Source organism: Maridesulfovibrio salexigens DSM 2638 (genome assembly GCF_000023445.1).
In the GTDB taxonomy this organism is placed as follows: Bacteria; Desulfobacterota; Desulfovibrionia; order Desulfovibrionales; family Desulfovibrionaceae; genus Maridesulfovibrio; species Maridesulfovibrio salexigens.
Genome location: NC_012881.1, coordinates 672,504 through 692,957 on the forward strand (window position 1 = coordinate 672,504; position 20,454 = coordinate 692,957).

Annotated in this window: 21 protein-coding genes; 9 read left to right on the plus strand and 12 right to left on the minus strand. The window is 48.0% G+C overall.

The window, feature by feature from the left end; all coding sequences use genetic code 11:
- The first annotated feature begins 11 nt into the window (after positions 1-11).
- The 4 genes from mutL to DESAL_RS03095 all read left to right on the plus strand — a co-directional run bounded on the left by mutL (position 12) and on the right by DESAL_RS03095 (position 4,488).
- On the plus strand, positions 12-1,910 hold the full coding sequence (gene mutL, locus DESAL_RS03080; RefSeq protein WP_015850500.1) for a DNA mismatch repair endonuclease MutL: 1,899 nt from the start codon (positions 12-14) through the stop codon (positions 1,908-1,910).
- Positions 1,911-1,939: 29 nt separating this feature from the next.
- The gene (alr, locus tag DESAL_RS03085) at positions 1,940-3,064 is read left to right on the plus strand and encodes an alanine racemase (protein ID WP_015850501.1); all 1,125 of its coding nucleotides are present in this window, start codon (positions 1,940-1,942) and stop codon (positions 3,062-3,064) included.
- 17 nt (positions 3,065-3,081) lie between these two features.
- A complete protein-coding gene (locus DESAL_RS03090; RefSeq protein WP_015850502.1) occupies positions 3,082-3,270 on the plus strand; it encodes a hypothetical protein in 189 nt (62 codons plus the stop codon).
- A gap of 72 nt (positions 3,271-3,342) precedes the next feature.
- Positions 3,343-4,488 (plus strand): ABC transporter substrate-binding protein, encoded by a 1,146-nt coding sequence (locus DESAL_RS03095; RefSeq protein ID WP_015850503.1) that lies wholly within the window; start codon positions 3,343-3,345, stop codon positions 4,486-4,488.
- On the opposite strand, the gene DESAL_RS03100 is transcribed toward DESAL_RS03095, so the two are convergent.
- The 7 genes from DESAL_RS03100 to DESAL_RS03130 form a co-directional block, all read right to left on the minus strand.
- Positions 4,472-5,062 (minus strand): flavodoxin family protein, encoded by a 591-nt coding sequence (locus DESAL_RS03100; protein WP_015850504.1) that lies wholly within the window; start codon positions 5,060-5,062, stop codon positions 4,472-4,474. The two genes, DESAL_RS03095 and DESAL_RS03100, sit on opposite strands and share 17 nt — an antisense overlap.
- Before the next feature lie 174 nt (positions 5,063-5,236).
- Positions 5,237-6,502 (minus strand): iron-sulfur cluster carrier protein MrpORP, encoded by a 1,266-nt coding sequence (locus tag DESAL_RS03105; protein WP_015850505.1) that lies wholly within the window; start codon positions 6,500-6,502, stop codon positions 5,237-5,239.
- Between the two features lie 190 nt (positions 6,503-6,692).
- Positions 6,693-7,052 carry a NifB/NifX family molybdenum-iron cluster-binding protein gene (locus DESAL_RS03110; RefSeq protein WP_015850506.1) on the minus strand — a complete coding sequence of 120 codons (360 nt, stop codon included), beginning with the start codon at positions 7,050-7,052 and terminating at the stop codon, positions 6,693-6,695.
- A 1-nt stretch (position 7,053) separates the two neighbouring features.
- Positions 7,054-7,524, minus strand: coding sequence for a NifB/NifX family molybdenum-iron cluster-binding protein (locus DESAL_RS03115; protein ID WP_015850507.1), 471 nt, complete (start codon positions 7,522-7,524; stop codon positions 7,054-7,056).
- Between the two features lie 131 nt (positions 7,525-7,655).
- The gene (locus tag DESAL_RS03120; protein ID WP_015850508.1) at positions 7,656-8,990 is read right to left on the minus strand and encodes a sigma-54 interaction domain-containing protein; all 1,335 of its coding nucleotides are present in this window, start codon (positions 8,988-8,990) and stop codon (positions 7,656-7,658) included.
- A 108-nt stretch (positions 8,991-9,098) separates the two neighbouring features.
- A complete protein-coding gene (gene hypB / locus DESAL_RS03125) occupies positions 9,099-9,755 on the minus strand; it encodes a hydrogenase nickel incorporation protein HypB (protein ID WP_015850509.1) in 657 nt (218 codons plus the stop codon).
- A 15-nt stretch (positions 9,756-9,770) separates the two neighbouring features.
- Positions 9,771-10,121, minus strand: coding sequence for a hydrogenase maturation nickel metallochaperone HypA/HybF (locus DESAL_RS03130; RefSeq protein ID WP_015850510.1), 351 nt, complete (start codon positions 10,119-10,121; stop codon positions 9,771-9,773).
- Between the two features lie 170 nt (positions 10,122-10,291).
- On the opposite strand from DESAL_RS03130, the gene DESAL_RS20175 reads away from it, so the two are divergent.
- The 3 genes from DESAL_RS20175 to DESAL_RS03140 all read left to right on the plus strand — a co-directional run bounded on the left by DESAL_RS20175 (position 10,292) and on the right by DESAL_RS03140 (position 12,055).
- The gene (locus DESAL_RS20175; RefSeq protein ID WP_157046913.1) at positions 10,292-10,429 is read left to right on the plus strand and encodes a hypothetical protein; all 138 of its coding nucleotides are present in this window, start codon (positions 10,292-10,294) and stop codon (positions 10,427-10,429) included.
- 46 nt (positions 10,430-10,475) lie between these two features.
- A complete protein-coding gene (locus DESAL_RS03135) occupies positions 10,476-11,135 on the plus strand; it encodes a CBS domain-containing protein (RefSeq protein WP_015850511.1) in 660 nt (219 codons plus the stop codon).
- Between the two features lie 161 nt (positions 11,136-11,296).
- Positions 11,297-12,055 (plus strand): substrate-binding periplasmic protein, encoded by a 759-nt coding sequence (locus DESAL_RS03140; protein WP_015850512.1) that lies wholly within the window; start codon positions 11,297-11,299, stop codon positions 12,053-12,055.
- Between the two features lie 9 nt (positions 12,056-12,064).
- On the opposite strand, the gene DESAL_RS03145 is transcribed toward DESAL_RS03140, so the two are convergent.
- Together DESAL_RS03145 and DESAL_RS20455 are read right to left on the minus strand one after the other, a co-directional pair.
- A complete protein-coding gene (locus DESAL_RS03145; RefSeq protein ID WP_015850513.1) occupies positions 12,065-12,952 on the minus strand; it encodes a tetratricopeptide repeat protein in 888 nt (295 codons plus the stop codon).
- Between the two features lie 191 nt (positions 12,953-13,143).
- On the minus strand, positions 13,144-13,452 hold the full coding sequence (locus tag DESAL_RS20455) for an IscA/HesB family protein (protein ID WP_015850514.1): 309 nt from the start codon (positions 13,450-13,452) through the stop codon (positions 13,144-13,146).
- A gap of 196 nt (positions 13,453-13,648) precedes the next feature.
- Between DESAL_RS20455 and DESAL_RS03160 the strand changes: the two genes are divergently transcribed.
- On the plus strand, positions 13,649-14,203 hold the full coding sequence (locus DESAL_RS03160; RefSeq protein ID WP_015850515.1) for a TetR/AcrR family transcriptional regulator: 555 nt from the start codon (positions 13,649-13,651) through the stop codon (positions 14,201-14,203).
- A 134-nt stretch (positions 14,204-14,337) separates the two neighbouring features.
- Here the strand turns inward: DESAL_RS03160 and DESAL_RS03165 are convergent, their stop codons facing one another.
- The gene (locus tag DESAL_RS03165; protein ID WP_015850516.1) at positions 14,338-15,714 is read right to left on the minus strand and encodes an alanine/glycine:cation symporter family protein; all 1,377 of its coding nucleotides are present in this window, start codon (positions 15,712-15,714) and stop codon (positions 14,338-14,340) included.
- Positions 15,715-16,450: 736 nt separating this feature from the next.
- On the opposite strand from DESAL_RS03165, the gene DESAL_RS03170 reads away from it, so the two are divergent.
- Entirely contained in the window at positions 16,451-16,927 is a 477-nt protein-coding gene (locus DESAL_RS03170; RefSeq protein ID WP_015850517.1) for a tetratricopeptide repeat protein, read from the plus strand.
- Between the two features lie 86 nt (positions 16,928-17,013).
- On the opposite strand, the gene DESAL_RS03175 is transcribed toward DESAL_RS03170, so the two are convergent.
- A complete protein-coding gene (locus tag DESAL_RS03175) occupies positions 17,014-17,853 on the minus strand; it encodes an arginase family protein (RefSeq protein WP_015850518.1) in 840 nt (279 codons plus the stop codon).
- Between the two features lies 1 nt (position 17,854).
- Complete coding sequence (locus DESAL_RS03180) at positions 17,855-20,341, minus strand: heavy metal translocating P-type ATPase (RefSeq protein WP_041722087.1); 2,487 nt, start codon at positions 20,339-20,341, stop codon at positions 17,855-17,857.
- Positions 20,342-20,454 lie beyond the last annotated feature (113 nt).

A 20,454-nucleotide genomic window follows, 5' to 3' on the forward strand; every position in this document is an offset into this window, starting at 1 on the left:
GATATATCATTATGAGCACTCCTGAAATTCATGTCCTTCCAGCTTCTTTGCGCAACCAGATCGCTGCGGGTGAAGTTGTGGAACGGCCCTCAAGCGTAGTTAAGGAACTGGTGGAGAACTCTATCGATGCGGGCAGTACACAGGTTGATGTTGCTGTTGAGCGCGGTGGGCAGGGCTTTATTTCCGTGAAGGATAATGGCCGCGGTGTGGCAGCTGAAGAGCTAAAGCTGGCTGTTACCCGTCATGCCACCAGCAAAATTTCAAATGTTGAAGATTTGACCGCTATCACCAGCTTCGGCTTCCGCGGTGAAGCTTTGCCCAGTATTGCCTCTGTTTCGCGCTTTAAGATGAGCTCCTGCCGTAAAGGTGCTGATGAAGGATGGTTTATCCATGTTGAGGGCGGGGATGTAATTGATGAGGGCCCGGCTGCTATTCCCGGAGGTACTTCGGTAGAAGTTAGAGACCTGTTTTTCAATGTCCCGGCCCGTTTGAAATTTTTGAAAACAGAGAGCACCGAAGCGCGCCGCTGCAATCAGGTAATGTTTAAGATTGCATTAGCCAATGTAGATGCTGGATTCACTTTTACTTCCAACGGGCGTGAACAGTTTCGGCTTCCGGCAGGACAGTCTTTGCCGGAGCGTTTGTCCGTGTTCTGGCCGCGCAATATTTGTGAATCCCTGCTTGAATTTTCCCATGAAGCCGGGGAAATGAAAGTGCATGGCTGCGCAGGTATCCCCGGTCTGGCTCAAGGTCGCGGTGATCGCATTGTTATGTTTGTCAATGGTCGTCCGGTTCAGGATAAGCTGTTGCTCAGTGCCATTCGTGGCGCCTACAAAGGGCGTTTGATTTCACGTGAATATCCGCAGGCAGTACTCTTTCTGGAATTGCCCCCGGAACTGGTGGATGTGAACGTGCATCCGGCAAAGATGGAAGTCCGTTTTCAGGAAGAAAGTGCGGTTTTCAGCATTATTCGCAATGGCATCGGGCAGGCTCTTTCTCGCTATGAGCTTGGCATTATGGATGAAGGTGTCCCTATGCAAAGTCAGCCTGAAATGCCGGTCCGTCCCACTGTTCGCGAAAAGACGTTATCGGAAAGTGTCTCACTTCCCATTGAGCCGGCAGCAAAATTTTCCAGCTGGAACGAATTTAAGAATACAGATTTCACAGCCTTGGAAGATGAACCTGAAGTGGGTTCAGCTTTACCTAAGTCTGATTTTATATCTCCTCCTGTTACTGAATCCCGACCAGAACCGAACATGGTTCATGAACAAACCGTGGATTATAAGGCGCAGGAAACTCCGCTTTCTGTGCCCGAACCGCTGGAATACGAATCATTTGCAGCCGGTCCGATTTATGTTCCCGGTTCGCGTATTGAGTATCTGGGGCAGGTTGCGGATACTTATCTGGTACTGAAGCTCCCGAACGGTTCTCTCGGTCTTCTGGATCAGCACGCAGCGCATGAGCGGGTGATCTACGAGAATATGAAGTCTCTGCGTACCCGTGGTGAATCGCGTCCGCTGGCATTGCCCATCGATATTGTTCTGCATCCCAGTGAAGTTCAGCGGGTACAGGAAATGTGGGAGGACCTGCTGGCGGCGGGATTCATGCTGGAATTGGAGTCCGGGCAAACTCTTTCCATGCGCGGTATCCCTCCGGCACTTGAAACCGGTGAAGCAAGGGAGTACTTAAAAGCAGCAGTGGACGGACAGGCCAAGACTTTGGATGATCTCTGGATCATGCTTTCCTGCAAATCAGCAATCAAGGCAAACCTGCCGCTGGCAGTCAACGAGGCTCTTTCTTTGCTTGAAGCATGGGTTAAATGCCCGCAACGGGAATACTGCCCTCATGGTCGTCCTGTGCTGATCAGTTGGTCCGCGCTGGAAATGGAGAAACTTTTCAAACGCAAATAGCCAGTCTCAATCTCAACCGGAGCTCTCCAATGACTATCGGATATAATACACTTGAAGTTGAAGTAGATTTAAATGCCATTCGCCATAATTATCGATTGCTTAGAGATAAAGGAAGCAGGGTGTACGGCGTGGTCAAGGCTGATGCGTACGGGCACGGCCTTATAGAAGTTGCCCGTGCTCTGGAAGAAGAAGGGGCGGATACTTTCGCTGTCGGCACCGTTGGTGAAGGCATGCAACTTCGCAAAAGCGGTTGCAGCAAGCGTATCATTTCGTTGCTCGGTCCGCTTAATGAAGAAGATTGCTTCAATGCGGCGCAGAACAAGATCATTCCGTTTATCGGTGAATTTGAACAACTGGAAATGCTTTCCGCAGTTGTTTCTGCGCAGGGCCGTAAAGTCGAAATCAGTTTGAAATTTGATACTGGAATGTCCCGGCTCGGGTTCAGTGTCAATGAGCTGGATAAGCTGATTGAGTGGCTGAAAATTAATCCTCAAATCTGTCCGGTACTGGCAAGCTCGCACCTTGCCACTTCTGATGATCCGGCATACGAGGGGTATATGTCTGCGCAGGCGGAGACCTTTTCCGGTATTTTAAAGCGTCTTGCAGATGCCGGATATGAGCTGGAAGCGTCTCTTGCCAACTCTGCCGGGATTCTGGTTCATGATCAGGTTCATTATTCTGCCCAGCGCGGCGGGATTGCCCTTTACGGTTCCAACCCGTTGTTGGGAACTGAGTGGAGTGAATCCGGTCGCGACCTGAAACCTGCGATGCAGGTGCGGACCAATATTGCGGCTGTGCGGGAGCTTAAAAAAGGTCAGGCTATCAGTTACGGCTGTACCTACACTGCAGATCGGGACATGACGGTTGCCATTGTCTGTGCCGGATACGCTGATGGATACAGCCGTGGACTTTCCAGTACCGGAGAGGTCTGTATTCATGGAAAGCGGGCCAAAATTCTGGGCAGGGTATGCATGCAGCTTTGCATCGTGGACGTCAGCCACATTGAAGGTGTTAAATTCGGTGATACAGCCTACCTGCTTGGCGGGGAAGGTGAAGGGCACATCAGTGCCGAAGATTTAGCCGGATGGTGGCAGACCATTACTTATGAAATTTTTTGTCTTCTGGGGATGAATCCGAGGACATATAAAAAATAAAAAACGGGAGATATAACATGTCTTGGAAAGTAGCAGAAAGTCATCCGCTTAAGGATGTTGATCCGGCAGAACTCAGGGATAAATGGGTGAACGTGGCCATGGATATGGCTTTGATTCCTGAAAACAACATCCGCGTTTATATCGAAGACGGCATTGTGCGTATCGAGGTGAGCGAAGAACTTTACAACTGCATGGCTGGTATCTAGCCCTGAGGTGAAGGGCGGTCTTTAGAGGCCGCCTTTTGTCTTTTTTGCTGTAACTGCAAATCGGAGTTTTTCATGAAAAGAAACAGATTTATTCCGGTCCTCCTTTTCGCTCTGGTCTTTTGTCTTTGCGCAGGGTGTTCTGACAAAAAAACATCCGGTGAATTCAAGGTCGGAGTTGTTGCGGTTACCAGCGGCGAACTATTCAGAAAAGGAAACTACATCGTTACTGCAGCCCGTTATGCCGCAGAGAAGGTCAATAAGTCCGGCGGGCTGGAGCTGGACGGTAAGTCGTATAAAGTTAAACTGTTTCCTGCTGACAGTAACGGCGAAGCTGAAATGGCCGCTAAAGTCACGCTCAGATTGATTGAAAAGGAAAAAGTTTCTGCCATAGTCGGGGCGGCAAAGAGCAATGTGGCGCTGGCTGTTGCTAAAGTATGTGAGGAGCACAAGGTACCTTTCATTACCCCGGTTGCGGGTACCAATAAGTTGACTTCTTATAAGTATTCTTTTCGCGTTTCCTACACAAACACCGTGCAGGGTGAAGCCTTGGCCCTGTTTGCCAAAAATGACCTCGGTCACAAGGATGTGGGTATTTTATTCGATTCTTCCAGCCCTTACAGTGCCGAACTGGCCCGCTTTTTCAAAGAAGATTATTTGAAAGGCGGAGGAAAGGTTGTTTCTTTTCAGGGTTATGTCGCACGGGATCGAGAGTATTCTTCTCAGTTAAAGAAGATAATTGAGGCTGGAGCACAAATACTCTTCCTGCCCAACAACACCAAAAAGGTTCAATTACAGGTTGCTCAGGCTCGTAAGCTTGGTTTCAAAGGCATTCTTATGGGTAGTGATTCATGGGATTCCATTGAATTGGAACGCAATCCTTTATTCAAAAACAGCTATTATACTGATCATTGGGTTCCGAACCTGCCTATTAAAGGGGCTGCGGAGTTTGAAAAGGATTACAAGAAAGCAAACGGCGTGGACCCAAGTGAGCTTGAAGCCTTGACCTATGATGCTGTTAATTCACTTTTCGATGCTGCAAAAATAGCCGGAACCGATAATCCGGTAGCTATCCATGATGCTTTGGTGGACATGCCTCCATTCCACGGGGTGACCGGGACTTTTGATTACAACAACAACGGCGACCCGGATAAGGATGTCATCATCTCAACTTTTCGTGACGGACATATCGCAGTGCAGGATATTATTGATCTGAAATAGCTGCGGCTAATTTTATTCCTGCATTACGGGCACGGTCCATTATCTCTTGATGGTCGGCAATGATGCCGCGATCAAATAAGCGTAATACCGGAAGTTCCGCGACTATTTCATATCCGAGAGCCTCCAGCGGCATGCGCATTGCCTCAATGGTGAATCCCATGTCTTTTTTCTCTGACTGTTCGGCAATGGCTCCGATAACAGCCTTGCGACCTTGTCCGGCAAGTCTGCTGGACCAAGAACGTGGGCGGGTATCCTCAAAATCGTAGTAGCAATACAGGCGATCAATGAATGCCTTCATCCATGCGGTGACATTGTAGTTATGCACCGGGGAGATAAGCACCAGCCCTTTAGATTGTTCAAGTTTCGGATAAAGCCCGGTCATATCGTCTTCAAAGCGGCGGCAGGCTTTTTCCTTGCGACAGATTTCGCACCCTACGCAAGGATCATACTTGAGGTCTCTGAGATGGACTCCTTCGGTGGCAAAACCCTTACCCGAAGCTCCAGAAAGAACCGCATCCAGCATTTTATGTGAATTCCCTTTCTTGCGCGGACTGCCTTCAATTCCTAAGATCATAATATGTTCTCACTGGTTTGAGTGTTTTAAAGCCGTTAGCTTTGCATATCAGAATCTAAAAAGCAAAACAGCCTGTGGAATTACCCACAGGCTGTTTTGTGTCGAGATATGTACGGTAGATGTACTTATGGCTTTTATTCTACACCCTAATCAATTTGGTCAGGGTTGATGTTCTTAGTGGTCGCAGGTGTTGGAGCCTGTCTGAAGGGTTCCTGCAAGGTAGCTGGAAACAACGTTCTCAGGTGCTTCAGCAGGGGAACCGACAATGACTTTTACGCCTGCATCGGTGAACAGGGACTGTGCCCTTGAACCCATGCCGCCTGCGAGTACCAGCTGCACGCCCTGATCTGCAATCCATTTGGGAAGCACGCCCGGTTCGTGGGGCGGGGGAGTTTCCATGTTGGTAGCTACAATACCCTTGGTAGCAACATCAATGTCCATCAATGCGAACTGCTCACAATGTCCGAAGTGCATGCAGAGTTTGCCAGCTGCAACGGGGACAGCGATTCTGATCATGCCGTTTTTAGCTTGAAGTTCGTCAGGCTTGGGCATTTCATTGTTTTCCTGCAAGGTCTCGGTAAGATTCAGCATGGGCTTGATGATGGTGTTCAGAGCCTTGCCGGTGGGACTTTCGTGGTCAGTGCGGATGATGGGGTAACCTTCATCTCCGGAACGGCCCACTTCAGGGTCCAAGGGTACACGGCCGAGGAACTTAACACCGGTTTCTTTGGCAAGCTCTTCACCGCCGCCGGAATTGAAAATGTCGTGTACATTACCGCAATCGGGGCAGACGAAACCGCTCATGTTTTCAACAATACCGAGAACGGGGTTGCCGACCTGTTTACAGAAGTTAACGGAACGGCGCACATCATCAATAGCAACGCCCTGCGGGGTTGTTACGATAACTGCGTGAGCGTCCTGACCGAGTGTCTGCAATGCGGAAAGGGGTTCGTCACCTGTTCCGGGGGGGCAGTCAACTACGAGGAAGTCGAGGTCGTTCCATGCAACATCCTGTACGAACTGTTTGATCATGCCGATTTTTACGGGACCACGCCAGATTACCGGATCATCTTTGCTGGGCAGCATAAAGCCGAGGGACATAACCCAGAGATTGCTGGACCAGGAGATAGGTTCGATCACTTCATGCCCGATGTGAGGTTTCTCATCCTGCAGGCTGAGCAGGCGGGGAACACTGGGACCGTGTACGTCTACGTCAAGCAGGCCGACCTGTTTACCGGCAAGAGAGAGAGCAACTGCGATGTTGGTTGCTACAGTACTTTTACCAACGCCGCCTTTACCGGAAATAACCACGATTTTGTGTTTGATTCTGGAAAGGGCTTTTTTCAGTTTCATATCTTCGGGGCTGCAACCTTCAGAACAACCGGAAGAAGAACATCCGGACCCGGAAGAAGAGCAGCTTCCGCATGCGTGATCGCTCATATATCAATCTCCTGCCCCTCATTGGCAGAGGGGGTAGTCATTATTAAAAACAGATTGTCCAATCTGTCACAATAGGCATTAAAAGGTAAACTAAGACGTGAACCTGACTTGTCAATGGTTGAAAAGTTCAGTCATGCCCGCAGAGCAAGGGAGAGGAGAAAAGGCATGACTGAACGCGATAACGAAAATTTTACCAGTGGCCCGGTTTGTCCGCATCTGCAGCGGCTTCCAGCTTGCCGTCTTTAAAGGAAGACAGGGCTTCTGCAACAGTTCCACCGCCTACGAGGTAAACTTTGATGGAACCCTTATCTAGTGCGGTAAAGGCTTTGGGTCCAACATGTCCGGTGATTACCGCAGTTGCGCCGGTCGCGGCGACATTCTGTGCAGACTGTATTCCTGCTCCCTGCGCGGCATTCAGATTCTGGGTGTTGTCGATGTATTCCTGAGTGTCGGCATCGGTATCGCAGACCAGAAAGCCTTTTGCGCGACCGAAACGGGGGTCGATATCTCCATTGAGATCATTGCCCTGACAGCTGATGGCGATTTTCATACTATTTACTCCTGTGCACTGAGCTCAGGGTCGGTTCGCAGGGGTGCATTGAATCCTGCACACCCTTTCTGGCCCTGAAGCCCCTGTTTCCCTGTCCGCACCTGCCTCTGCCCCTGCATCCGGGCATCACATGGTTTTCCAGACAGTCCTGTTGATAGGCGGAGAGCACTTGTTCGGTCATTCCCGTAATCCACGGGACAACTCTTACTCCGGCCTGCTCCAGTTCATTCATGGTGCAACCGCAGATTGCACCGCATATTAAAAACGTTGCCCCGCAGGCTATAATGGCGGATGTCCTGTCCTTTGGGTCTTTTGAGGGAAGGGATAGGTAGCCTGCGGGACAAATTTTATTGTCGTTCATCCGGAACAATTTAAGGTCCGGGGCATTGTCAAATACGGAGGCCAGCCTGTCTTCATAACAGGCTAAACAAAGCAGCGTTGTGTTGGTATTGCGTCCTTCGTTTCCTCTCATGGACAGCTATAAGGCATAGTCCGTGCCATGAGATTAAAGAATAGTTAAATCAGTGTGTTAATTGAATTTGGGAAAGAGAAAGGAAGAGTTTTTGGATCAGAATTAGCCGGAAAAGTAGAGACGAGGGCTAATTATGCGTCCATATCATCGCAGCGGGCGATGGTGCGGCGCAGGGTGTCTTTGGAAATACCCAGTTCGCGGCAGGTAGCCATTTTCTTGCCGTTGTTGCGCTCAAGGGCGCGGCGCACAGCCATGCATTTGATTTCATCCATGGTCAACGGCATGTCTTCGTGTGAGGCTGTTTCTTTGGATTTCGGCTGGAGGTATTCGGGCAGGTGTTCGACCTGAATAAAGCCCGAAGGACAGAGGATGAAAGCGAACTCAAGGATATTTTCCAGTTCCCGCACATTGCCGGGGAAGGGGTGGCGCATGAGAATGTGCAGGGTGTCTTCGGAAATACCGTCAATATCTTTGCCTTGCAGGGCATTAAGCCTGTTTACGAAGTGGTTGATCAGTAGAGGGATGTCCTCGACTCGCTCTTTGAGCGGCGGAAGGTTGAGAGTGACCACATTCAGGCGGTAGTAGAGATCCTGCCGGAATAGACCTTGTTCGACCAGTTCAGCCAGATTTTTATTGGTGGCAGCCACAATGCGCACATTGGCGTTTACGCTTTGTACGGCACCCAGCGGTTCAAAAGTTTTTTCCTGTAATACTCGGAGCAGTTTGACCTGTAGTTTGGCAGGCATGTCTCCGATTTCGTCAAGGAATATGGTTCCGCCTGCTGCAAGTTCAAAACGTCCGGCCTTGTCTTTGCGGGCATCGGTGAAGGCTCCGGCCTTGTAGCCGAATAGTTCTGACTCCAGCAGATTGTCAGGCAGGGCGCCGCAGTTTACAGCCACAAAAGGGCCATCTTTACGTTCACTGAGGTTATGAATGGCCCGGGCGAAAAGTTCTTTACCCGTGCCGGATTCTCCAAGCAGGAGGACAGTGGCTTCGCTTTTACTGACTTGAGGCAGGATGGAAAATACTTTTCCAAGCTGTGCGCTTTTACCGATGATGTCTTCAAAGCGCCATGAATCTTCCACCTCGCGGCGGATCATTTGAATATCTGTCAGGTCACGGAAGCTTTCAACGCCGCCTATAAGTTTTCCGTCGCCGTCAACAAGTGGTGCGGCGCTGATGGAAACCGGAACCTTGCGTCCGTCAGCGTGGATGAAAAATATGGATTTGTTGGAGATGCGTCCGCAATCGTTCATGCAGGAACGCAGGGCGCAGTCACCGTCGCAAAGGCTGGAGTGGAAAACGTCCCAGCATTTGGACCCAACCGCTTCTTCGGCAGGCACACCGGTAATCCGGCTGGCCGCCTCATTAAAAAAGGTGATGTTCCAGTCCCGGTCTACCGTAAAAACTCCGTCTGCTAAAGAGTCAAGAACTGCGGAGCACGGCAGGTTGCTAGGGAATTTCATGAAACATCCATCAAAAGGGCGAAGCCTGATAAAAGGTTTTGAAGGGATGCGGTCCATGGAAGCGAAACTTTTGTAAAAGTTTCGCTTCCACAGCCGTCGGAGACAAAATTATTTTTTCTCGGCGCGGGCTTTGCGGAGCCATTCGTACCATGCTTCCAGACCTTCGCGGGTGCGGCAGGAAAGGGGGAAGAGGTCGATGTCTGCGTTCAGCTTGCGTGCATGCTGCTTGGCCTTTTCAAGATCGAAATCCACGTAGGGCAGGAGGTCGATTTTGTTAAGGATCATGACAGAAGAAATATGGAACATAAGGGGATACTTTTCAGGTTTGTCATCGCCCTCAGTTACGGTAAGCAGGGTGATCTTGTGATCTTCACCAACATTGAATTCAGCGGGACATACGAGGTTGCCCACGTTTTCCACGAAAAGAATATCGAGTCCTTCAAGGTCGATCAGGGAAAGGGCTTCCTTTACCTGGCTGGAGTTAAGGTGGCATCCGCCTTCAGTGTTGATCTGAACGGCCTGTGCTCCGGTTGCGGCAACGCGGCGTGCATCGTTGTCAGTCTGGAGGTTACCTTCGATGACGGCCATCTTGAATTCACCTTTGAGGTCAGCGAGGGTCTTTTCCAGCAGGCTGGTTTTACCGGACCCGGGTGAACTCATCAGATTGAGGCAGAGAATATTTTTTTCTTTGAAAAATTGGTTCAGTTCATCGGCAATTCTGTCATTTGCTTCCAGAATATTGCGTACCACAGGGATTTCACCCATTTCTAACTCCTTAAGTTAATCGTCAATCTCGATGCTTTCGATCTGCAATTCCTTGCCCTGAAGTACTTCATGACCGATTTCCAGACCGCATTCCGGACATCCCATGTAAAGTTTATCTTCGGGTAAAAATTCGTGTTTGCACCCGCCGCAGCGTACTTTGATGGGAATTTCGTTAACTTCGAGAACTGACCCTTGAAGGGAGGTTCCCACGGTAACGGCTTCCCAGCCGAAAGTAAGAGCATCGGAGACTACTCCCGCAAGCGCACCGTTACCTACCACAACTTTTTTGAGGCTGGCACCGGGTTGCTTTTCCATTTCCTCTTCAATGATTGCAAGTATACTTTGCGCTATTGACATTTCGTGCATGAAATCTGGACTAACTCAAAAAATTATCAGGGGCAAGGTGCTTTAGCGCATAATTCACTAACTATCGTAGCACGATTAATAATAAGTATAGTTCATAGTAATGATGGAGTGCTTTTTATGAACAGTGTGATAAAATAAAAAACGCATGCATGTACGGGCATGTCTTGCAAGTGGATGAAAGCTTGGGTATGGAGGGGGTGTTTCATCTTGCCGTCATGTCCGGCGGCATTTCACGGGGATATATCAGCGGGGGATTCGGCTGCATGTTTGCGGTCGGATTTGGCGCGTCTGATCCCTTGAATATTTAAACTTTTTTACGCACCGGGCTCTTTCCGGATTTTGGAGGACATGCAGATGTATGTGGGACTGAAAATGCTCAAGGACTTTGTGACCGTAACTCCTGATACCTTGGTCAAGGAAGCGGACAAAATTCTGGAAGACAATCAGTTGTGGATGCTTCTTGTTAAAGACGGGGAAGACCTCGTGGGTTATGTCACCAAAGAAGATGTCCGTGCGGCTTTGCCTTCAGTAATTAGCTCTCTGGATAAGCATGAACTCAGCTACCTGCTGAGTAAGATTACCGTTCGGGAAGTTGTGCGTAAGAATATTACCACCATTCCCCCGGAAACCGAGATTGAAGCAGCGGCAGACCTCATGTTTGAAATGAATCTTTCCGGTCTTGCTGTTGTCGATGAAAATAAGAAACTCATCGGTTACATCAACCGCAACAAAATGCTTGAGCTGCTGGTTGAAGAGATGGGCCTCAAGCAGGGCGGTTCCCGCATTGTGGTAGATGTTGAAGAAAGAACCGGTGTTCTTTACGAGGTAGCCGGAATTATTTCCAATATGAAGTACAACATTATCAGTACCGGTCTTTTCCACCACAATAACCGCAGGATGGTGGTTATTCGTGTTGATACTGAAGATCCGTCCCCTATTGTTGCTGCACTCCAAGACCGCAAATATCTGGTGGTAGGGCCTGAAGATTTCATGGACGAATGGTCCACTAAATAAATATTTATTTTTCCGGCATACTGCCGGATAGATTGAAGCCGGATACAGGATCATTCTGTTTCCGGCTTTTTTTTGTGCTCTTATTGTTTTTAAAATTTAATGGGGGTATAAATAAAGGGAGTGTTTACGTTTAACAAAGAGCAATAAGTGAGCTTGATTGTATGTTGCATCACATGGTTGTATTCTTTTTTGCCGTAGTGTCGATTCTTTGCTTTACGCCTTCTGCGGGACTGGCAGATGATTGCGGACTTAGAATCATTACTGAATTAAGTCATCCTTCAACTATTCAGGATGATGGCCGGCTATCCGGATTCGGAGTTGAAGTTGTTGAGGCTTTGAAAAAGGAGATTGGTTGTGGTGCGACTATAGAGGTTATGCCTTGGGCGCGTGGTTACAGGCATCTTCTTAATCATTCTGACGTAATGCTTTTTTCTACAGCCAGAACTAAGGAACGGGAAAACCAATTCTATTGGATCGGCCCTATTGCATGCTATAAATGGGTTTTTTATGGATTGAAAGGTGTCAGAGATAAGGTGAAGACACTTGAAGATGCGAAAAATGTTTCCGGAATCGGGGTCTATCGTAATGATGCCCGAGCCCAGTTTCTGAAAGGTAAAGGATTTACTAATCTTGAGGTGATGGATTCTCAGGAGGCTAATTTTAAGAAGCTTCTTCGTGGCAGGGTTGAGCTTGTGGCAACATCCAATATAGGTGTGCCGGGATTTCTCAGTAAAGATTTAGAGCTACGTAAAAGTGCTGTACCTATACTTACCTTTCATAGTGTAAAGCTTTATCTTGCCATCTCAAAATCTACTGATAAGGAGAAAGTCCTTCGCTGGCAAAAGGCGTTTAAGACTCTGATGGATCGGGGAACTATCCGTAAGATTCAGGAAAAATGGATTGAAAGTTGCCCGGAGTAGTTGTTTTGATCACAGAAAATTAAGTTCATCAGTTAAGGACTCATTTTTCCGGGCTTGTGTACTTGTCGTCTGTATCTCTGGTGTTGGATTGCTTTTCAGCAGGGATTCCAATGCCTTTTTGTCATCAGCAGTTTTTTCAATAACCTGATCCAGAGTACATTCTTCGATGAACCCTTTCCCCTTAAGGAAGTTGAGGAATATGCAGGCCTCTTCAAGGCTTTTGTTTAAACGCAGAGCCCTTCTGAGGTGGGCAAGGCATGACTTGAGATCGCCCTGCTCAAAGTGAACACGGGCAATGTTCAGATGCAGGTTTTCATCTTCTTCAACCAGTTTTTCAGCTCTTAAGTAGTATTCAAGTGCCTGCTTTAACATGCCGTTTTTACGCAATGATATCCCGAACTCATTGAACAGGTGTTTGTGCTGAGGTTCGTAACAGCTTTCAAGTCCAATCAGTCTTTTGAAAATATCATCCGCCCGTTCCATTTCCCCACGGTCAAGATAAGTCAGCCCGAGTCCGAAGTTGACGCGCACATTCAGTTCATCAAGGCTCATCGCTTTGTTGAATTCATATTCGGCACTGTAGCTTTCGCCTTTTGCCCTGTGGCTTTCGCCTAAGGTTATGGTTTTTTCCAGCTTATCAATATTTGGGATGACTTTTTGCAGATATATTTCAGGTTCAGGATGGTAATCTTTCAAAAACATATCCATCTCCACCGCAGCCTGCGGGCCGGTGGGGATGTAGTTGGTATTCAGGGCTTGTACGGTCAAAACCCCGTTGTCCTGCTCCTCTGCGTACCAGTAAGTGGTTTGTTCTGTTCTTTTTTTTGTCGTCCCTGTTCCGATTACAGATTTTTTCTTAGCTGAAAATACACCTTGAATTTTTGCCCGATTCCTCACTTCTAACTCCGTTTTTTTAGTCAAGTGGAGATAATTTTACACAGGGTTTGCTTATCTGGAAAGTACGTATTTATATGATTAAGAAATAAAAAAAGACCGCCTCAAAAGAGACGGCCTTAAAAGCCTGAAAAGGCTTGAACTGTCAGGTTAACGCGTTCAGGAAAAGGTTATTCCTTTTCCAGTGCTGCGACTTAACCGCAGCTGCCAGAGCAGGAACCGCATTCACCGCCGCCGAGCTCAAGCTTGGAATCAATTACGAAACCGGTGTAGCTGAGGTCAACGCGGAAAGGGCTGCCCTGTTCGTTAAGGTCTTTATCAAGCAGGAAGGTGAAACCTTCAACTTCAAAACTTTCATCGTTATCTTTTGGCTCATCCAGAGCCAATGCCAGCCTGGGGCCAGCTCAGCCACCGGTGGCAAGGTAGATGCGGATGGGGGTCCTATCTTTATCTGCAAAATAGTTTTCAAGCTGTTTTTGCGCAGCTTCGGTAATTTCAACCATTGTTTCCTCCTCATAGGATTTATCTATCCAAATTAAGTTCTCTATCAGTTTTTGTCAATCGACTCCGGTTGACCTTGGCTCTTGCATGAGGTAATTAATACAGTTTAGAAAGAGTGTTAGTAATCCGACATAAGTCTAATAAATATTTTTAACATGATCGAACAAGGGCGTTCGGACGCTCAAGGGAGACCGTAGAATGAAAACCAAGGATATCATCCTCGCAACAGCCAAGGAAATGATTTCAGAGGTGGGTTTCCACAAGGCCACTACCGCCAACCTGGCAAAAATGGCTAATATTTCTGAAGGTACCATCTATAGACACTTTGAAAGCAAGGAAGACATCCTGCTTCACATTCTGGATGCTCTTGAGGAAAGTTTTTCTTATTACATTGAAGCTATTCGGCAGAAGTTAGACCGTGACGATTGCTCTATTGAAGAGATTATGAATGAGTATTTCTCTTTTGTAGAAGATAATGAAATCGATATGAAGATTATGCTCTCAACCTATGGGTTGCTTGATTCTTCCAAGCGTTTGATGGCTGTTTTTCTGAAGAACCTTGAACTGGTTCTTGAAGATTGCATCAAGCTTGGTGTCAAAAAGGGTACTATCCGTGATGTTGCAGTGGAAGAAAACGCAACTGTGGTTATGACCATTATTTTCGGTCTGACCAGAATGCAGCTTTACTGGCCTGATCGCAGAGATGTTCGCGCTGAGGCTGTTGAATTCTGTCGCCGTAGTATTCTGAACTAGATTGAGTTACAAATGATTGTTTAAAGGCTGTCCCTTGCGGGACAGCCTTTTTTTATTGTCCAGTATCAGTGGATAAAAGAAATCCCCCGTCCGGAGGCCGGACGGGGGATTCTATGTGTCTTTTCCGTAGCAGACTATTTGTTTTCAGTCTGTGCGGCAACTTTTGTGTCCTGCTTGGCGAAGTAAGCCTTGGTTTCAGCTACAACAACCGGGGTCAGCATGATCAGACCGATGAGGTTGGGGATAGCCATAAGGCCGTTAAATGTGTCGGAGAGGTTCCATACGAAGCTGAGCTTGGCGATGGCACCAACACCTACGAAGCAGATGAATACGAGGCGGAAGGGCAGTACTGCCTTTACGCCGAACAGGTATTCCATGGATTTTTCACCGTAGTAGCACCAGCCGAGGATGGTGGAGTAGGCGAAAAGGATCAGGCCGATGGTTACGATGTGCGCACCGCCGGTCATGCCCTGTGAGAAAGCGATGGTAGTCAGTTCTGCACCGGTGGTACCGTTGGACCATGCGCCGGTGAGGATAAGGACAAGACCAGTCATGGTACAAACGATAAGAGTATCAATGAAGGTCTGGGTCATGGAGACCAGAGCCTGAGTTACGGGCTCTTTGGTCTGCGCAGCAGCTGCTGCGATAGGAGCACTACCAAGACCGGATTCGTTGGAGAATACACCGCGGGCAACACCCATGCGGATAGCCAGCATTACAGTAGCACCTGCAAAACCACCTACAGCGGAAGTGGGGTTGAAAGCCTGCTCGAAAATGAGAGCAAAAGCAGCGGGAACTTCAGCGATGTTGGTAAGAATGATGTATGATGCGCCGGCCATGTAGAAGACGATCATAATAGGTACGAGCATACCGGTAACTTTACCGATCTTCTTAATACCGCCGAGGATAACGGCAGCGGTCAGGATCATCAGCAGGCCGCCGGTGATGTAGGGAGAAACACCGTAAGTTGCTTCAACCGCATCAGCAACGGAGTTTGACTGTACCATGTTACCGATACCGAAGGCGGCGATGGATGCGAAGATCGCGAAGAGAGTACCAAGCCAGGGCATGTTGAGGCCCTTGGAAATATAGTACATGGGACCACCGCTCATTTCGCCGTTTTCATCAACTTCTCTGTATTTAACAGCCAGAACAGCTTCAGCGTATTTGGTGGCCATGCCTACGAGACCGGTAATCCACATCCAGAAAAGAGCGCCCGGTCCACCGACTGCAACCGCGGTAGCAACACCTGCAATGTTACCGGTACCTACTGTTGCGGAAAGAGCGGTCATCAGGGCCTGGAAGTGGGTGATGTCGCCGGGTTCATCTGTTTCTTCCTTGCGTTTGATAAGTGCAAGGTACAATGCGTAGAACAATTTGCTGAACTGAACGCCGCGCAGTGCGAGGGTCAGCCAGAAGCCTGTACCGACCAGGAGAATCAGCATAGGCGGTCCCCATGCAAATGCGCCGATCTTACCTACAATAGCGTCCAGTGAAGTCATGAAATCCATAAATAATCCCTTGTTTTTTTTAGCACCAAATTTCTGCGAAGTAATAGCACAGGTTCGCAGAACTACCCCTTTGCAAAATAATATTCTGAACTACGTACATAAAGCAGAAGAAATGAGCAAGAAATTTATTGTGAATTTTAATTTGGCTCAAAATAATAACTGTTTTTAATGCAAAACGATAAAGTGTTTATCTTCTTTTGATTGTTGTTTTTTGTTTTTTGTATTTAAAAACTACATTTCTGTAGTTTGTTGTTTTAATTTTATAGAACTTAGAAAACTTTCAAATTAGATAAAATAAAATACTGCATATTTCGTTTTGGTAAAAATATGGGTCGAATTTTGAGGAATATTTAAATTTATGAAATGTGTATGTTTTTGAATCTTCATTTTTGTCATAAAAGTGGTGTGAACCAAGGTGGGCGAAGACTGGTATGGCTATTGCTGATTAATGCAGGAAGTAATGAGTGGCGGTTGTTTTTAAGGTGTTTTGTGTTGAAATGTACGCAATTTTGCACAAAGCGGTAATTTGTTGCACTTTGCATGTGCAATTTGCATGAAAAGCACTTCGGAATTTGAGGCCGGAAGTGAGAGGGAGATAGGTTTGGGAAAGAAAAGAAAGGGGAGAAAATCCTCAACAAAGGGAACGCATTCTTCGGTCGGCAGTAAAAAGAATAGCAATATGGTCATTATTGTGATCGCGGCATTGGCTGTGGGGCTATTCTTCGGAGGAGTGTTTATGCCGGCGTTGAAAGATTCATCTACGCCTCATGTGGCAGGTGGAGCCGGAAGCGCAGCCGGATTCGAGCAGCAGATTGAAGAGACAAAAAAACTTTTGGAATCCCAGCCGGATTCCGTAAATCTGTGGACTAAGCTCGGTAACCTGTATTTTGATACAGATCAGTATGCCAAAGCTATTGATGCCTACAGTAAATCACTTGCTATAGAGCCAGATAACGCGCATGTGCTTACTGATCTTGGAGTTATGTACCGCCGCAGCGGTAATCCGCAAAAGGCTGTCGAAAATTTTGATAAGGCCATTCTTGCTGCTCCGAAACATGAAACTGCGCGTTTAAATAAAGGCATCGTTCTTTATTACGACCTTAAAGATAAGGCCGGTGCTATTCAGGCATGGAATGGATTAGTTCAGATGAATCCGGGGGCACGAACTCCCAACGGGAAGCTGGTCAAGGATATGATCAGGGATTTGTCTTGATATTTTGATATAGTATTTTGTGTTTTCAATGTATAAAAGCCGTACTGCATTAAATGTTGCAGTACGGCTTTGTTGTTTTGTTAATTTTACTTAGTGGTAAATCCGGGAAGAGTCTTTTCAATGAGCAAAGCTGCTTTTTCTATCCCACTTTCGTTTCCGGGGTGGAATTCAGTTATCCCCAGTCCGCATATGTCCAGCCTGCTGTTCACTTCTTCGATTATTTTTAGGACGTTTCCGAAATTGAGTCCTGCCGGAGGAGCTGGTTTGCCATGCCCGAAACCGAGAGGGTCGACTGCGTCCACATCAAGATGGATGTATACTTTACTGAATCCTGCTTCTTTGATTTGCTTTGCTAACCATGCCGGATCCCTGGTAAATTCTTCGGGTCCGAAAATAGTTATCTTGTTGCGCGTCATGAATTCCAGTTCCGGGGGATCAAAAGATCTGGTGCCGGCGAGGAATATCTGTTTGGAGCTCAGCGGATTGAACATTGCCTTGTTAATTTCCGGTCCTGCGCTGCCGAGAATGGCGGAAAGGGCCATCCCTTGAAAACGCCCGGATTTAGAAGTCTCCGGTGTGTTAAGGTCGGGATGGGCGTCAAACCAGATCAAGGCCATTTTGTCGCCATGTTTGCGGGACATCCATGAAACCGGACCGAGTTCTGTTCCGCAGTCCCCTCCAATCATCAGGACACGTTCCGGTTTAGCCTGCTCAATTATGGAAAGGACATTTTTCAGCTGCTGAACAATATCGCCCAGCCCTGCAATGGGTCCACCTGATTCAAGTTTTCTGAAAGGTTCGATTTCCACCGTAGTAACAGCAGGGAGGTCTGCTATACCTTCTGCCAGTGCATAAGCCCCCTTATGAAGTGCTTTATTATTTATTGATCCCTGCCATTGCGGGAAAACAAGAGTGAGATCTTTCAAATTAATCTTCCGGTTTAAAGAATTTAAGCCTTAAGGCATTGCTGACCACAGTAACCGAGCTTAAGGACATGGCTGCAGCAGCAAACATGGGGGAAAGGGTCGGCCCACCGAAAATGTGGAGCAGTCCCGCTGCAACCGGAATCCCCAATACGTTAAAGGCAAAAGCCCAGAACAGGTTCTGCTTGATGTTGCGAACTGTTGCCCTGCTAAGTGAAAGGGCTGTGAGTACTCCGCTCAAATCGCCTTTCATCAGTACTACGTCACCAGATTCGATTGCAACATCAATTCCGGTTCCCATGGCGATGCCAAGGTCGGCAGAAGCAAGTGCCGGGGCATCATTGATGCCGTCCCCTATCATAGCCACTTTACGGCCAGCTTCTTTTTCATTATTGACGACTTCGGCTTTACGGTCAGGCATGACCTGAGCGATGACTTTGTCTATTCCTGCTTTGTCAGCAATGGCATGGGCCACTTTTTCATTATCCCCGGTAAGCATTACCGTCTGGACTCCAAGTGCGTGGAGCTTGCTTATGGTCTGGGGAGTTTCGTCCTTGATGCGATCTGCAATAGCCAGAATTCCGGCAAGCTTACCATTTTTAGCAATGTAAAGCGGGCTTTGACCGGAAGCAGCAAAGCGCAAAGCTGCTTCATTTGCAGCAATATTGTCCAGACCGCCGACAAAGTTTTGTTCAAGGAATTTGCGGTTTCCCAGCAGCATGGGCTGGCCTGCGGTTTCGGTATTGATCCCCAACCCTGATACAGCCTGAAAAGCGGTAGTCTCAGGGAGAGGAGTGCCGATTTCTTCTGCTGCACGGACAACAGCTTTTGCCAGCGGGTGTTCGGATTGCTTTTCCGCAGATCCGGCAAGCAGGAGCAGTTCCTGCTGGTTTTCCCCGTCCATAGTGAAGGTTTCAGCAACTTCGGGCTTACCGTAGGTCAGGGTTCCGGTTTTGTCGAAGATCATGGTTTCGATCTTTCCTGCGGTTTCAAGTGCTTCACCTGATTTAACCAGTACTCCCAATTGGGCTCCGCGTCCGGTACCGACCATAATAGCGGTGGGGGTAGCCAGTCCCATTGCGCAGGGGCAGGCAATGACCATAACGCTGATAAAAATGCGCAGGGCAAAGGTGAAAGGTTCATCGCTGAAGAAGAACCAGCCTAAAGCTGCGGCAATACCGATGGCCATGACAGCAGGTACAAAATAAAAACTGACCGTATCCGCAAGACTGGAGATGGGAGCCTTGGAACCCTGTGCTTCCTGTACAAGACGGATGATGCGCGCAAGAACGGTGTTTTCGCCTACGTTGGTGACTTGTACTTTAAGCGCACCGCCTCCGGTGTTTACTGTCCCTCCGGCTACATCGTCACCTGCACTTTTGGTTACAGGCATTGATTCTCCGGTAAGCATTGATTCATCAATATCTGAATGCCCTTCCGCAACCTTGCCGTCTGCCGCTACCCGGTCACCGGGGCGGATTAGTATCAGGTCGCCGGGACCGATTTCTTCTACCGGAGTGGGAATCTGCTCCCCGTTTTGCAGCAGGATTGCCTGCGCCGGGGTCAGGTCCATGAGTTTTTCAATCGCATCTGAAGTTCGGGAGCGGGCGCGGGTTTCCTGAAATTTACCCAGCAGGATCAGGGCAATAATTGTTGCAGCAGATTCATAATAAAGGTCCATTGCGCGAGCATGAGCATCTATGTCCATAGCGATCTCGATGGTATTCCACAGGGAGTAAATAACTGCCGCTGATGTTCCCACGGCAATCAGGGAATCCATATTGGGGGCGCGGCGTATCAGGTTTGGAAAGCCATGCAGGTAAAAGTTACGTCCGAACCAGAGTACCGGGGCGGTAAGAATAAGCTGGATCAGGGCGAAGCCAAGCGGAGAACTGTGCGGTTCAATGAAAGAGGGTAAAGGCATGCCGACCATGTGTCCCATAGTGATAGTCAAAAGGGGTATGGTGAAGGCTAGGGCAGCGATGAGCCTGTTTTTCATTTCGCCAAGCTTGGCTTCGTTCTCGGCTTTTCTTTTTTCAAAATTATCTTTTGCATTGTGGGCGGACTGAATCTGGCCTGATTCAAATCCAGCATCAGCAATGAGCTGTCTGATTTGGCGCAATGAAATTACGGCGGGGTTGAAATTTAAGGTTGCACTTTCTGATGCAAGGCTGACCTGCGCACTGATTATTCCGTCGTTCGCATTGAGCACGCGTTCCAGTCTTGATGAGCAGGCGGAACAGGTCATCCCCGAAATCGGCAGGGTGAGCTCGGTCCCTTCGATTTCCTCGGTTGCTTCGAATCCGGCCATTTCTACTGAAGCAATAATATCTGCTGCGGAAATCTGGTCCGGGTTATAATCAGCAGCTAATGATTCCGCTGCCAGATTGACTGTTGCACTGTTAACACCGTCCAAATTACCGATAACCCGTTCGAGCCGTGCAGAACAGGCGGAACAGGTCATACCTTTGATTTCAAATGTGCTGTGCATAAACATATCCTTGTTAGCCGGAAAGCGGGGGATTGCATTGAGTGCATACATTACTTATAGCTAGTTCCGGCAGGTTGTTTTAAAAAAGTGATTTGAACAGATTTGATATTAAG